The organism is Kitasatospora atroaurantiaca (assembly GCF_007828955.1).
Lineage (GTDB): Bacteria > Actinomycetota > Actinomycetes > Streptomycetales > Streptomycetaceae > Kitasatospora > Kitasatospora atroaurantiaca.
In genome coordinates this window covers 7677764-7691551 of sequence record NZ_VIVR01000001.1, presented here as the reverse complement: position 1 = coordinate 7691551, position 13788 = coordinate 7677764, and the positions used below count along the sequence as shown (strand labels likewise).

13 protein-coding genes are annotated in these 13788 nt (G+C 73.0%); 6 read left to right on the top strand and 7 right to left on the bottom strand.

Annotated elements, in window-relative coordinates:
• Positions 1–100: 100 nt before the first annotated feature.
• Positions 101–853, top strand: a complete 753-nt coding sequence (locus FB465_RS34430; RefSeq protein WP_145796891.1) for an ArsR/SmtB family transcription factor — start codon at positions 101–103, stop codon at positions 851–853.
• Between the two features lie 66 nt (positions 854–919).
• Positions 920–1294 (top strand): RNA-binding S4 domain-containing protein, encoded by a 375-nt coding sequence (locus FB465_RS34425; RefSeq protein WP_145796889.1) that lies wholly within the window; start codon positions 920–922, stop codon positions 1292–1294.
• Between the two features lie 42 nt (positions 1295–1336).
• Here the strand turns inward: FB465_RS34425 and FB465_RS34420 are convergent, their stop codons facing one another.
• Complete coding sequence (locus tag FB465_RS34420) at positions 1337–1873, bottom strand: COG4315 family predicted lipoprotein (RefSeq protein ID WP_145796888.1); 537 nt, start codon at positions 1871–1873, stop codon at positions 1337–1339.
• A 192-nt stretch (positions 1874–2065) separates the two neighbouring features.
• On the opposite strand from FB465_RS34420, the gene FB465_RS34415 reads away from it, so the two are divergent.
• On the top strand, positions 2066–3037 hold the full coding sequence (locus FB465_RS34415) for a CHRD domain-containing protein (RefSeq protein WP_145796886.1): 972 nt from the start codon (positions 2066–2068) through the stop codon (positions 3035–3037).
• A gap of 74 nt (positions 3038–3111) precedes the next feature.
• Here FB465_RS34415 and FB465_RS34410 read toward each other — a convergent pair whose 3' ends face one another.
• Positions 3112–4065: an AEC family transporter gene (locus FB465_RS34410; protein WP_145796884.1), complete on the bottom strand. Its 954-nt coding sequence runs from the start codon at positions 4063–4065 to the stop codon at positions 3112–3114.
• Between the two features lie 150 nt (positions 4066–4215).
• On the bottom strand, positions 4216–5727 hold the full coding sequence (locus FB465_RS34405) for a glutamate synthase subunit beta (protein ID WP_145796883.1): 1512 nt from the start codon (positions 5725–5727) through the stop codon (positions 4216–4218).
• A gap of 422 nt (positions 5728–6149) precedes the next feature.
• Between FB465_RS34405 and FB465_RS34400 the strand changes: the two genes are divergently transcribed.
• Positions 6150–7394 (top strand): FUSC family protein, encoded by a 1245-nt coding sequence (locus FB465_RS34400; RefSeq protein WP_145796881.1) that lies wholly within the window; start codon positions 6150–6152, stop codon positions 7392–7394.
• A 31-nt stretch (positions 7395–7425) separates the two neighbouring features.
• Here the strand turns inward: FB465_RS34400 and FB465_RS34395 are convergent, their stop codons facing one another.
• Genes FB465_RS34395 through FB465_RS34380 form a run of 4 tightly spaced genes read right to left on the bottom strand, consistent with a single transcriptional unit; the run spans position 7426 to position 11527 of the window.
• Positions 7426–8700, bottom strand: a complete 1275-nt coding sequence (locus tag FB465_RS34395) for a wax ester/triacylglycerol synthase family O-acyltransferase (RefSeq protein ID WP_246193073.1) — start codon at positions 8698–8700, stop codon at positions 7426–7428.
• A 24-nt stretch (positions 8701–8724) separates the two neighbouring features.
• Positions 8725–9936 (bottom strand): beta-ketoacyl-[acyl-carrier-protein] synthase family protein, encoded by a 1212-nt coding sequence (locus FB465_RS34390; protein WP_145796880.1) that lies wholly within the window; start codon positions 9934–9936, stop codon positions 8725–8727.
• On the bottom strand, positions 9933–10166 hold the full coding sequence (locus tag FB465_RS34385; protein ID WP_145796878.1) for an acyl carrier protein: 234 nt from the start codon (positions 10164–10166) through the stop codon (positions 9933–9935). Before FB465_RS34385 ends, FB465_RS34390 begins: the two co-directional genes overlap by 4 nt.
• Complete coding sequence (locus FB465_RS34380; protein ID WP_145796876.1) at positions 10148–11527, bottom strand: cytochrome P450; 1380 nt, start codon at positions 11525–11527, stop codon at positions 10148–10150. The genes FB465_RS34385 and FB465_RS34380 overlap by 19 nt, the downstream gene beginning before the upstream one ends.
• Positions 11528–11701: 174 nt before the next feature.
• Between FB465_RS34380 and FB465_RS34375 the strand changes: the two genes are divergently transcribed.
• Together FB465_RS34375 and FB465_RS34370 are read left to right on the top strand one after the other, a co-directional pair.
• Entirely contained in the window at positions 11702–12193 is a 492-nt protein-coding gene (locus FB465_RS34375) for an NUDIX domain-containing protein (protein ID WP_246193071.1), read from the top strand.
• Positions 12194–12224: 31 nt separating this feature from the next.
• Positions 12225–13784: a prenyltransferase/squalene oxidase repeat-containing protein gene (locus tag FB465_RS34370; RefSeq protein ID WP_145796873.1), complete on the top strand. Its 1560-nt coding sequence runs from the start codon at positions 12225–12227 to the stop codon at positions 13782–13784.
• Positions 13785–13788: the final 4 nt, after the last annotated feature.

Genomic DNA, 13788 nt, shown 5'->3' with positions numbered 1-13788 from the left:
CCTCACTCCCCTACAACGTGCCCGTCTTCCGTCCGCCCGTCGGCCGATGAGGCCGGAGTGCTCGTTGACATGTGACCAAAAGGTCACCTATTGTCGGAGTGTGGACGCGGTATTCAAAGCCCTTGCCGACCCGACGCGGCGCAGCCTGCTGGACGAGCTGTTCCGCGAGGACGGGCAGACGCTGAGCGCGCTCGAGGCGCGGTTCGACATCACGCGCTTCGCCGTGATGAAGCACCTCAAGCAGCTCGAGGAGGCGGGCCTGGTCGTGACCAGGCGGCGAGGCCGGGAGAAGCTCCACTTCCTGAACCCCGTCCCCATCCGGCTCGTCCACGACCGGTGGGTGAGCAAGTACGCGGAACCCTGGGCTGCTGCGCTCAGCGGCCTCAAGAGCCGACTGGAGAGTCCCATGCAGAAGGTCTTCGAGATCTACATCCGCACCACTCCCGAGCGCCTCTGGGAGGCGATCACCGATCCTGAGATCAGGAGCAAGTACAACTTCGGAGCCCGGGTGACCTCGGACTGGACGCCCGGCTCGCGCTACGAGATGAGCTCCCCGGGTGCCCCCGGGCCGCTCGGTGAGGGCGAGAACCTCGAGGTCGACCCGCCGCGCCGGCTCGTCCAGAGCATGGTCGCGCTCTGGAGTGACGAGGTGAAGAGCGAGGGAACGTCCCGGGTCACCTGGGAGATCGAGCCCGTCGGCGACTCCTGCCGCCTGACCGTCACCCACGACCAGCTGCGCGAGGGTGCGAACGACGAGCTCTACGGCGGCTGGCCGATGATCCTCTCCGGTCTGAAGACCTGGCTGGAGACGGGCCAGAAGCTCACCACGCCGGGATCGCTCCTCTACGGGTGACGGCTGCAGCACGGGTGACGGCCGCAGCCCGAGATCGGGGTCATGGCCTGGGATTAAGGTCGTGGCATGGCTTCAGACGAGGGAACGGTACGGGTCGACAGCTGGACCTGGTCGGTCCGGCTCACGAAGACCCGCGCGCTCGCCGCGGCCGCGTGCCGGGCCGGCCACGTCCGTGTCAACGGCGAGCGCGTCAAGCCGGCTCACGCGGTACGGCTCGGCGACGAGGTCCGGGTGTACCAGGGCGGCCGCGAGTGGGTGGTCGTCGTCTCCGGCCTCGTGCGCAAGCGGGTCGGGGCGGCAGCGGCTGCCGAGTGCTACGTCGACAACAGCCCGCCGCCACCGGCTCACGAGGACGCCGCCTCGGTCGGCCAACGCGACCGCGGCGCGGGACGCCCGACCAAGCGCGAGCGACGCGACGTGGAGCGCCTGCGCAACCGCTGAGCACGCGGGCGCGAGGCCATCGGAGCCGAAGCCGCGCTCGCCCTATCCGGCCTCCACGCTCCCCCAGCCCTCGGTCTTCTCCGCAGCGCCGGTACGGATCAGCTTGCCCGTCGGGGAGACGGCGAACCAGACCCCGTCCACGCCTTGGCCGTTCACCGCACCGGGCGCGGTGTCCTCGGCGTAGTAGTAGAGCGGCCACTTGTCGTACGAGACCTGGGAGGCGCCGTCCGTCCGCTCGGCGGTGCCCAGCAGGGTTGCCTGGACGCCCGGGCCGCCGCTCATCTTCGCCTTCGCCGGCGTCGTCAGGGCCGGCCAGGTGGCGATGCAGTTGTCGCCGCAGGTACTGGTGGCGTCCTTGTCCTCGGTGAAGGCGTAGAGCGTGCGGCCCGCCGAGTCCGTCAGCATCTGGCCCAGACCCACATCGGCGACCTTCAGCCCCGTGCCCGCCGCGGCGGACGCCGCCGCCTCGGCCGCGGGCTTGGCGTCCTTGGAGTCCGTGCTGCCGCAGGCGGCCAGGGCAACGGTCAGCACCGCGGCGGCGGCCGTGGCGCGTAGGACTCGCTTGGTGCGCAGAGACATCGTCAACTCCACTCATCGGGAACCGAGTTATCCCCCACTCGTACGCACCGGCCCGGCCCGGTGTTCAATCCCCGCCACGGACACGGCATGTGACACAGGCCACGCCAACTCGGCCGCTGCGACGGTGAGTCGAACGCTGTGACGCTCCGTACTGGACTGCGAGACCCCGATGCGGAAAGGCCTGATGCAGCCATGTGGAAGCGGAAGATCCTCACCGTCCCGCTGTCGATCGCCCTGCTGGGAGCGGCCGCGGCAACCGGACACGCCAGTCCCTCGCACGATCACACCTCGACGCCTTCGTCGAACCCGCAGGCGGCCACCGTCGTTGCGGCGAGGTTCGACGACAAGGCCAGCTACTTCCAGGCCCGGCTCAGCGGCCGCAACGAGGTACCGGCGCCGGGCGGCAAGGCCGTCAACGACCCCGACGGCAGCGCGGTGGCCATCATCAAGGTCAAGGGCCCGGTCGTGTCCTTCGCCCTCGGCTGGAAGGGCATGCAGGCGCCCAGCCTGATCCACATCCACCAGGGCAGGCCCGGCGTCAACGGCGATGTCAAGGCGAACCTGACCACCACCGCACTCCCCGAGAGCGTCACCGCCGCCGCCGGCGCCGTCAACGTTTCCGACCCGGCCGCGCTGGACGCCCTGCGTGGCGACCCGTCCGGCTTCTACGTCAACCTGCACACGCCGGAGTTCCCCGGCGGGGCCGTGCGCGGCCAACTCACCGCGCTCAACCGCCCGGTGGACCTGATGAGCGTCGTCCGTGCCGGAAGCCTCAGCACCTTCATGGACGGCGGCCAGGAAGTCCCCGTCGCCGGCAAGCCCGCGGTCGGCGACCCCGACGGCTTCGCCAGCAACTTCCTGAAGGTCCGCGAGACCGAACTGACCTACGGCTTCGTATGGGTGGGCATCGCCCCGCCGACCCTCGGCCACATCCACCAGGGCAAGGCCGGCACCAACGGCGACGTGAAGGTGCCCCTGTTCACCACGCCCGTGCCCGCCGGCATCTTCGCGATCACCGGCACCGTGGGCGGCGTCGACCGCGAGCTCCTGAAGAACATCCGCAGCAACCCCGCCGGCTTCTACACCAACCTCCACACCGTCGAATTCCCCGGCGGCGCCGTACGCGGGCAGATCCACAAGACCCCGCGCTACAGCGGTGACTGAACCTCCGCCGAGATGCCGCAGAGGCCGCTTCCCCGTCGCCGTCGGGGAAGCGGCCTCTCGCGTCCGCCCCCTGGCTACCGGTGCGTCGGGCCCAGGGCCCAGTAGATGAGGGAGAGGGTGGCCATCGACACGAGGGTCGAGCACAGCACCGCGTTACGAGGGAGGGTGGTGCTCAGGCCGTACTGGCGGGCGTAGACGAATGCGTTCTGGGCGGTGGGCAGTGCGGAGCAGAGCACCACCGCGAGCAGTTGGTGCGAGGGCAGGTGCAGGACGAGGCCGCCGACGGCGAGGGCGACCAGGGGCTGTACGAGGGTCTTCAGGGCCACCGCCACGCCGACCTCGGCCCGCCGGTCCGTTCCGGTGGCGGGCGCGCGTCCGTGCAGCGACATGCCGAGGGTGACCAGCGCGGTGGGGACGGCGGCTCCGCCGAGGAGTTCGCAGGGGCGGGCGAGGGCCGAGGGCAGGTGCCGGCCTGCGGCGGAGACGAGGACGCCGAGTGCGGAGGCCATGATGATCGGATTGCGTACCGGCATCAGCAGCATCCGTGCGAGGCCTGGACGTATGCCCCGCCCACCGGTGCCGGTGGCACTGTCCCCGTCCAGCATCATGAGGATCACCGGGGAGACCAGCAGCACCTGGAACAGCAGGACCTGGGCGAGGAAGGAGGCTTCGCCGAGGACCTGGATCGCCACCGGGATGCCCAGGTTCGCCGAGTTGACGTACCCCGCCGCCATGCCGCTGATCGCCTGGTCGGCCAGGCGCCGGCGGAAGAACCGGCGGCCGAACGTGAAGCCCAGCGCGCAGACCAGGACGGTACCGACCGCGAAGGCGATCATCGAGGTGTTCGCGAAGCCGCTCAGCGGCGCTCTGGCGATCATGGTGAACAGTGCGGCCGGCATGGCCACATGGAAGACGAACCTGCCCAGGACGGACTCCGCCTCCGCGCCCAGCAGCCCTGAGCGGCCAACCAGGTAACCGACCGCGGTCAGCGCCCAGATCGGGACGAAGCTGGAGAGCAGGGATTGCATGAAGCCTCACGTCCGGTCGATCGCGGGACCCGGGCGGCGGGGCACGGATCAGCAGTCTGCCGGTGTTCATGATCCCTGAGCCGGTCCGGGAGGCCGCGGCCGCCCCTGGCAGCCCGACGAGGGCGCGTCAGGGGGAAGGGCGTCGGGTCGTCAGACGACGAGCGGACGGTCTGTCGGTGCGATGGGGGCCGGCAGGGCGGTGGAGCCGGAGCCGGACAGGTAGCGGTCCACGGCGGCGGCCACGGCCCGGCCCTCGGCGATCGCCCAGACGATCAGCGACTGGCCCCGTCCGGCGTCCCCGGCGACGAAGACGCCGTCGGCGCTCGTGGCGAAGTCCCTTCCACGGGCCAGGTTTCCGGCCTTGTCGAACTCCACGCCGAGCTGGTGGGTCAGGCCGCTGTCGCGTTCCGGGCCGGCGAAGCCGAGGGCGAGCAGGACCAGGTCGGCCCTGATCGTCCGTTCCGTCCCCGCCAAGGGACGCCGTTCGGCGGGCTCGACCTCCACCAGGTGCAGGGACCGGACGCTGCCGTGCTCGTCGCCCTCGAAGCGCATGGTGGCAGCGGAGAAGACCCGTGGGTCGGCGCCCGGTTCGGGAGCTGGGCCGTCCTCGCGCAGGTGGGCCAGTTCCCTGGCTTCCTCGTGGGAGGCGGTGATCCGGTAGATCTTCGGGTGGACCGGCCACGGTTGGTCCTCGGCCCGTACGTCGTCCGGCCGCGGGTTGATGTCCAGTTGGGTGACGTCGGCGGCGTGCTGGCGCAGGGCCGTACCCAGGCAGTCGGCGGCGGTGTCCCCGCCTCCGATGATGACGACGTGCCTGCCCTCGGCGGTCAGCGGCGGTTCGGCGAAGTCGCCTTCGAGCACTCTGTTGGCGAGCGGCAGGTACTCCATGGCCTGGTGGATCCCGCTCAGCTCCCGGCCGGGCACCGGCAGGTCGCGCCAGGCGGTCGCGCCGACGGCGATGACGAGCGCGTCGTAGCGGGCGCGGAGCTCGTCGGCCGGGAGGTCGGTGCCGACGGCGACCTCGGTCCGGAACTTGGTTCCCTCGGCCCGCAGTTGCTCTATCCGGCGGTCGAGGTGGTGCTTCTCCAGCCGGAAGCCGGGGATCCCGTAGCGCAGCAGACCGCCGATCCGGTCGGCCCGCTCGTACACGGTGGTGGTGTGTCCGGCGCGGGTGAGTTGCTGGGCGGCGGCCAGCCCGGCGGGGCCCGACCCGACGACGGCGACGGTCTTGCCGGAGAGGCGTTCCGGGGGTTTGGGCGTCTCCAGGCCGAGCTGCCAGGCCTGGTCGGCGATGGCGACCTCGACGTTCTTGATCGTCACCGCGTCGCTGTTGATGGCCAGGACGCAGGCGCTCTCGCACGGGGCCGGGCAGAGCCGTCCGGTGAACTCCGGGAAGTTGTTGGTCGCGTGCAGGTGCGCGCTCGCGCCCTTCCAGTCCTCGCAGGTGACCAGGAAGTTCCAGTCGGGGATGAGGTTCCCGAGCGGGCAGGCGTTGTGGCAGAACGGGATGCCGCAGTCCATGCACCGCCCCGCCTGGCCGCCGATGATCGGCAGCAGCCCCCGCTGGGGGTAGACCTCGTGCCAGTCCCCCACCCGCTCCTGTGCCGCCCGGCGCTCGCGGAGCCGACGGGGGGTGGTGAGGAAGCCCTTCGGATCGGCCATGGGCCGCCTCCGTCATGCTTGCGGTGGCTTTTGGTCCTGCGTGGCACGGCTCGGAAGGCGCCGAGTCGTGTCGGCCGGCCCGCGGTGGTGCCGAGATGACGGACGAGGTGAGAGGCCTGGCCGCTCGCGGCATCGTTCTAGCTACCGTACGTCCCTTTCAGGCAGTTTTCGATACTCACGCCCACCTGGAAGAACCACGGCAACGAGCGGCTGCCGCCGCGACCCGTCGCGGCGGTTCTCCGGGCGTCCGAGTGCAGTCGTTCGGGCGATTGCCAGGCCCGGGCGCGAAGGCCTCGGGGCGTGATCCCTCGGCAGGTCGGCCGCGGACTCCTGACCGGAGAAACGGCCCGAAGAACGGGCCGAGCGGGTGCGAGGAGGCGTTGGAGAGGCTTATCCGGCCCGGAGCGGGGGATGGGTCGAGAATGCCTGCCGTATCCGAATCCGTGGTCAGCCTGGTCAGGCGGCGCAGCGAGCCGCTGGTCGTCCAGACCGGCCGGTCCACCGTCGCGGCGGTGCTCGCCTACGTGGCGGCGCTGTGGCTCACCAACAGCCCGGCGCCGCTTCTCGCGCCGCTGACCGCGCTGCTGGTGGTCCAGGTGACCCTGTACGCGACGCTCACCTCCGGTGTCCGCCGGGTGGTCAGTGTGGTCGCCGGAGTGCTGATCGCCCTCGGCTTCACGGTGCTCGCCGGACTGACCTGGTGGAGCCTGGGTCTGCTCATCGTGTCCTCCCTCGTCCTCGGCCACCTGCTGCGGGTGGACGAGTTCGTACCGGAGGTGGCGATCAGCGGGATGCTGGTCCTCGGGGTCTCGCACGCCGCGGACACCGCCTGGGACCGGGTGGCCGAGACACTGATCGGCGCGGTGGTCGGCATCCTGCTCAACACGCTCGTGCCGCCCCCGGTGTACGTACAGCCCGCCGGCGACGCGATCGAGGAGCTGGCCTCGCGGATGCGCCGGCTTCTCGCCGACATCTCCCGGCAGCTCCCCGGCGGTACCTCGCAGACCACGGCCACCGCCTGGCTGGAGGAGGCACGCAACCTGGACCGCGCGATCGCCCAGGTCGACGCCGAGCTCTCCCGGGCCGAGGAGAGCCTGCGGCTCAACCCCCGCGTTCGGCAGGGCGAGCTGACCCGGCTGGTGATGCGCAGCGGCCTCGACACGCTGGAGATCTGCGCGGTGGTGCTGCGCACCCTGTGCCGCTCCCTCACCGACCTCGCCCGCGACCGCGACGGGCAGCTCGCGTACGGGGACGAGACCGCGAAGCGGCTCGAGGGGCTCTTCCTCCACCTCTCCCATGCCGTGGACGGCTTCGGCCGCCTGATCACCGCCCAGGTCTCGGCCAACGCCGAGAAGGCCGAGGCCGAGCTGACCCGGTCGCTGGCGGCGGGCCGGCGGGATCGCGACGCGGTCTCCGACCTTCTGCTGACCCAGACCCAGGAGGAGCCGGAGCAGTGGGAGCTGCACGGCGCGCTGCTGGCCAACATCGACCGGCTGCTGGACGAGCTCGATGTCGAGCGTCGCTCGCACTGGCTCGCCGAACAGTTCGACCGCCACCATCAGATCCGGCATGCCCAGCGTTCGGTCGTCCAGCGGCTGCGGCACAACACCAGCGCCGCGCGTGCCCGCCTCCGGCAGCGGCCGCACCGACCGGGCCCGCATCGCTGAGGGGTCCCGCATCGCTGAGCGGCCGCCCCGGTCAGCGCGCGGCGGCGTGCTCCAGGGCCTCCATCGACCGGTGCCAGAGGCCGGGAAGGTCTCCACCGCCGGGCAGGGCCTCGTCGGTCAGGAACGTCGTCTGCAGCCGCGCCCGGTTGGCCGTCCAGGCGATGAACAGGGGCTGGCCCGGGACCGAGACCGGCAGCGGGTAGGCGCTGTGGACGGGCGTGCCGGCGAACTCCAGCGGTCTGCGGACGCGTACGTCGGCCAGGCTCAGCGGTGTGTAGCGCGGGTCGAGGCTGTGGCGCAGGCCCAGCTTCCCGCACCAGTAGGGGAGCTTCTGGAAGAGCCTCCGGTGGCGCGCGGCAAGATCCGCCAGGCGCGCGAACGGCACCTCCTCCTGAAGCAGTCCCAGCTGGCGCAGCGGCGAGGGTTCGGCACACGGCAGGCGCAGGCGCAGGACGCCCGCCCGGTTGCCGAGGAGGCGGTGGGAGTCGTCCGGTCCGCGCAGGCTGATGCCGAGGTTGGCGTGCAGTCCGCGGCCGCCGGCGGCGTGGTCGACGGGCCAGTCCTGCGGGTGCCAGGCCCGCAGCGTGGCGGTGGCGAGGGCCAGGCAGACCTGGTTGACGCTCGCGCCGGTCGCGCGGCTGACGGCGTGCAGGCGGCGCAGCTCGAGGCCGGCGGTGGTGGCGCGGCGGCGCCCGGTGAGGGGGTGGCCGAGCCCTGACCAGGGCGCGGTGCGCCTGGCCGGGGGCAGCAGGTCCTTCAGGGTGAGCGCGGTGAGCGGGCCCGGCCGGCGGTCGGGAGTGTGCGGCGGGCGGGTCCGGGTGGCCTGCGGGCGCGCCGCGCCGAGGAGCTGCTCGACCGTGGCCATCGCCGCAGTACCGTCCTGGAAGGCGTGGTGGGCGCGGTAGCAGAGCGCGTAGCCGTCGGTGGAACGGATCAGCCACAGGCCCCAGCGGGGCCGGTCCTCCTCCAGCGGCCGGTCGAGCATCGCCGCCACTACCCGGTCCGGGTCGGCCGCGCTGGGCAGCTCGAGCTCGTGCACATGGCGGCGGACGTCGAACCCGGGGTCGGCCTCCCAGCGCGGGCGGCCGGGCGGCCCGCCGATCCGGTACGTCAGCTCGGGTGCCCCGCCGAGCCGGGCGCTCACGTGGGCGATCACGTCCTCTCGCGTGGGCGCCGGCCCGGCCAGCAGCATCACCAGCCCCAGGTGCATGGCGCTGTCGGAGCCGCGGCGGGCGAGGTCGAGGGTGATCCTGTCCTGGACGGACAGCGGGGGGAGCGCCTCCGGGAGGGTCGGCTGCTGGGTCACGGCTTCACGGCTTTCGGTGGGGGTTCACGGGGCTGCGACGAGGAGTGCGGCGTTCTGCCCGCCGAAGCCGACCGAGGTGGAGAGCGCCAGGGCCGGCCGCTCGGGCCGGCACTCGGTGGGCACGTCGAGGTCGATGTCCGGAGCGAGGTCGGTCAGGTTGGCCGTCGGCGGGACGAGGCCCTGTTCGACCGTCAGCACGGTCAGCGCGGCCTCCACCGCTCCGGCCGCGCCCAGCAGGTGTCCGGTGACCCCCTTGGTCGAGGTCACCGAGGGCTGGTGGGGCAGCAGGGCCGCCAGTGCGGCAGCCTCGATGGAGTCGCCGCGCGCCGTCCCGGTGCCGTGGGCGTTGACGTGGGCCACCTCGGCCGGTCCTGCGCCTGCGTCGGCCAGCGCCGCCCGGACGGCCGCGGCGATCCCGGCTCCCTCCGGGTGCGGCGCCACCACATGGTGGGCGTCCGAGGAGGCCCCGTACCCGACGATCCGGGCGCGGACCCGGGCGCCGCGTGCCAGGGCGTCGGCCGCCCGCTCCAGGACGAGCATCCCGGCGCCCTCCCCCATCACGAAGCCGTCGCGGCCCGCGTCGAAGGGCCGCAACGCGCCCGCCGGGTCGTCGTACCGGCGGGACAGCGCCCCCAGCCGGTCGAATCCGGCGAGGAAGAAGGGCGTGACCGCGGCCTCGGAACCGCCGACCAGCGCGATGTCACAGCGGTCCAGGGCCAGCAGGTCCCGCGCCAAACCGACGGCCGTCGCACCGGAGGCGCAGGCGGTGTTGACGGTGAAGCTGGTCCCCGTCGCCCGGAACTCGATCGCCAGCTGCGCGGCCAGCGAGTTCGCCAGCGAGCTGGGCACCGCGTACGGGGAGACGTCCTGCGGGCCGCTCTCCAGCAGGACGCGGTGCTCGCGCTCGTACGTCTCGGCGCCGCAGACGCCGGATCCCATGATCACGGCGACCCTGGCGCCGTCCCAGGCCTGCGGGTCGAGCCCGGCGTCGGCGAGCGCCTCCTGTGCGGCCAGCAGCGCGAACTGCGTGCAGCGGTCGGGCCTTCGGGAGCGTGCGCGGCCCAGCCGCTGCGGGTCGAAGGGCGGCACCCGGCAGGCCAGGTACGCCGAGTGCGCCGCCTGCTCAAGGACCGTGGTCGGCAGCCCCTTGCACACGCGCTCCCAGGTGGCGTCCCGGCCGTCGCCGGCCGGTGTCACCAGGCCGACGCCGGTGACGCAGACCGCGTCGGCGGTCACCGGGCCGACGCCGTACGGCTGTTCACGACCTCGGCGACCTCGGCGAGGGTCAGGGCGCCGTGGATCTCCTCCTCGGAGACCGGAACGCCCTTGTCGCGCCGCAGGATCAGCGTGAGTTCGGCCACCGCGAGGGAGTCCAGACCCGCTTCCTCCCGGATCGCCTCGGGCGTGATCTCTCCCTCCAGGAGGCCCATCGAGACCAGGATGCTCTTCAGTTCGTCGAACGGCATGACGCTCCTTGCGGGTTCTGGGCTTGGCCGGCGGCGCTCGGCCGGGGCAGGATCCGGGCGGGCATCGGCCCGTCGGGGCGGAGGTTGGCACCGAAGACCGCGCCGGCCGGCGTCCGGTGGAAGGCCGGGGTGTAGGCGGGCAGCAGCGCCTCCAGCAGGACGGCCATCTCCCGCAGCGCGAACTGCTGCCCGAGGCAGGCGCGCGGGCCGATGCCGAAGGGGAGGTACGCGCCCGGACGGCCCGGGCGGCGTCCGGGGGTGAGGAACCTGGTCGGGTCGAACTCGAACGGATCGGGCCAGAGTTCGGGGTCGCGGTGGGTGAGGTAGGGGCAGAGCAGCAGGTCGGTGCCGGCCTCGATCCGGTACCCGTCGACGAGGTCGTCCTCGGCGGCGTGGCGCGGGATCAGCCAGACGGCCGGGTAGAGCCGTAGGGTCTCGCTGATGAGCGCCTGGACCGCCTCCTTGCGGCTCACCGGCGATCCGGGGGCGCCTGCGGCAGCGGCCCACTCCGCGATGCCGGGGTGCCGGTCGAGGAGCAGGAAGAGCCAGGCCAGGGTCTTCGCGGTGGTCTCGTGCCCGGCGACCAGCAGGGTGACCAGTTCGTCGCGGATGAGCCGGTCGGTGTACTCGGGACGGGTCCGGGCGGTGTCCAGCAGGAGGCGCAGCAGTCCGTCGCCTCCGGCGGCGTGCTGCTCGCGGGCTGCGGCGATGGCCCGGTAGGCCGTGGCGTCGATCTGCTCCAGCGCCGCGGTCACCGTTTCGGGTGAGGTGGCCGGCGCGGCGGCCGCCGTCGGCAGACTCGCCACCACGGTTTCGACGGCGGTCAGTTCACGGTGGGTGTCGTCGTCCAGGGGCCGGTCGGTGAGCGAGCGCCAGATGGTGTCGAGCGCGAAGAACTGCATGTCCTGGCCGACGTCGGTCGGCTCGCCGCTTCGGGCCTTCTCGGCCCAGCGGTCGGCCACCCGCCCCGCAGCATCGGCGATCCGCTGCTCGTAGCGGCGGATCCCGGTCGCGGTGAACTGGGACTGCAGCAGGCGGCGTTGGCTCTTCCAGGCCTCTCCGGTGGCCGAGATGACGCCCTCGCCGAGGAGTACCCGGGCGCGGTGGGAGCGCTTGGGGTAGCGGTCCGGGTGCTGGGCGAGGATGTGCTGGACCTGTTCCGGGCCGGTCACCAACACAATGCGGCGCTGGCCGAGTTGGAAGGTGCTGAGGGGTCCGAGCCGGCGGGCCCGGGTGAGCAGGTCGATCAGTTCCGTACCCGATCTCCCCCACGCGGCGACCTCGTCCGCCCCGAGCTCGGGGGGCGTCGCACCGCCCTGCGGCCGCGGCGACGGCCGGACTCCGGGGGTTGCCGTGGTCATGCGTGTCCTCCCTGCTCGCGCCCACCGAACCGACCGGGCGGGGCCTTGGCGAGCTGCGGCCGTGGGCGAGCCGTGCCCTGTTTCGGATGAAGCGCCCGAGTCACGGAGAGTATGGCATGCGCTACGCTTCGTGAGAGCGGATCTTGCTGCGCACGGGTCGAGGTGATCGAAGGCATGACCGAGGAGACGGTGGACTACGTCGACGCCGACGACCGTCCGGTCACCCGCGGCCCGCGCGGCCTGGCCGCCCGGCTGGGCCTGTACTACCGCGTGTCCGCGACCGTCTGCACCGACCGCGGCGGCCGGGTGCTGGTCTACCGCCGCCCCTCCCGGGCGGCCGTCTTCCCGGGCCACTACGACGTCCTGGTCGGCGGATCGGTACGGGCCGGTGAGACCTACGCCCAGGCCGCCGCCCGGGAGTTGGCGGAGGAGCTCGGCATCCGGCCCACACTGCGCGAGATATTCCGCACCCGCCACGCCTCGCCGGCCGGCCCCTGCTGGCTGACGGTCCATCAGGCCGAGGCGGGCGAGCCCTTGCAGACCGACCCTCGTGAGATCGCCTGGTGCTCCTTCCTGGCACCGGAGTTGGCCCTGGCCGGTGCCCTGCAGCCGTTCGTCCCCGCGGGCCGTCAGGCCCTGGACCGGCTGCTCGGCCGACCCGCCTAGGCCCTCGCGTACGTCCCCACGGAAAGCCCTTATGATCACCTCTGCCCTGCTGCCCGCGCCCGGACGGGTCACTCCCCCGGACACCGCGGCCCTGCGCTGCCGCGACCGGCTGGCCCGTCGGGTGGCTGCCCGGGTGGGCCCCGACGGGCTGCTGCAGGCCCCGTGCGAGAGCCGCGTCCTGGAGTCCGCGCTCGCCCTGAGGCTGCTCACCGCCGAGCAGGCCGACCCCGACACCTGCGAACGCCTCACCCGCTACCTCAAGACCACCCTCGACACCGGCCCGCCGGACGCCGTCCAGACCGCTCTCGCCCGCGCCGCACTCGGCGAGACCGTCCCCGGCGACACCTCGGCCGAGCGCGCCCTGGCCTCGATCGACCACTTCACGGCCGCCCGTAAGCGCCTGATGTTCCAGACCCTGCTCGCCGAGCTCGGCGCCGCGGACCACCCCCGCTGCTCCCCGGACGCCTTCGACGCCCGCGGACAACAGAGCTGGCTGCACCTGGAGATGACCGCCGTGAAGGTCATCGCCGCCCACGGCAGCGGCAACCCGGGTGCCCTCACCGCGCAGGACTGGGCCGCCCTGATGCCCGCCGTCCGGCCGGGGCCCGCCTGGGAGTGCAACAACCTCGCCCGCCTGGTAGGGCTGCTCGCCCTGCGCCGCAACCCGGCCCACCGCCCCGCCGTCCGGCGGACCCTCCCGTACGTCACGGCCGGGCTGCGGCCCGACGGCGGGCTGGCCTTCATCAGCGGTATGGACGTCTTCGCCACCGCCACCGCCGGTCTGGCCCTCGCCGGAGCCGGGCAGCGCACTCCCCTGCTGGGCCTGATGGCCGAGGCCGTCGGCGCGCAGCAGAACCCCGACGGCGGCTTCGGCTTCCACCCGGGCGTGTCCCAGAGCGACGTGGACGACACCTCGTACGGCATCGAGTTCCTGCGCGCCACCGCCCCCGACCGCCACCGGAGGACCATCGCCTCGGCCGAGCACTACCTGCTCGCGCAGCGCAACCCCGACGGCGGCTTCCCCACCTTCGCGCGCGGCACCCGGTCCGAGATCGCGATGACCGCGGCCGCCGTCAACGCGCTGGCGCCCGACCCCGGCCACCGCTCGGTCGTCGACGAGGGGGTGCGCTTCATCCTCCGGCACCAGCAGCCGGACGGGACCTTCGAGCGCAGCTGGAGCCGTAACGCCACCAACGCGGTCTTCCGCGCCGTACTGGCCTGCGACGCCGGCCGATCCGGCGCGCTCGCCGCCGAGCGCGCTGCCGCGAAGCAGCGGGCCGGGCGCCACCTGGCGGAGGTTCAGAACGCCGACGGCGGCTGGGGCCACCGGCCGGGCGACCCCAGCGACCCGATCAGCACCGCCTACGCGGTGATCGCCCTCAGCCGCTCCCCCGCCCGCGGCGGCGCGCTGCGCCGGGCGGTCGACCACCTCGTCGACTGCCAGCGGCCCGATGGCGGTTACCTCAGCCGGCCCGACCAGGCGGGCCCGCGACCGCTGCTCTACGACGTCCCCGCACTCGCCGACATCTTCGTCCTGCTCGGCCTGGCCCACGCCACCGCAGCGGGATCCGCGCCGACCAGGAAGGGCTAGCGGC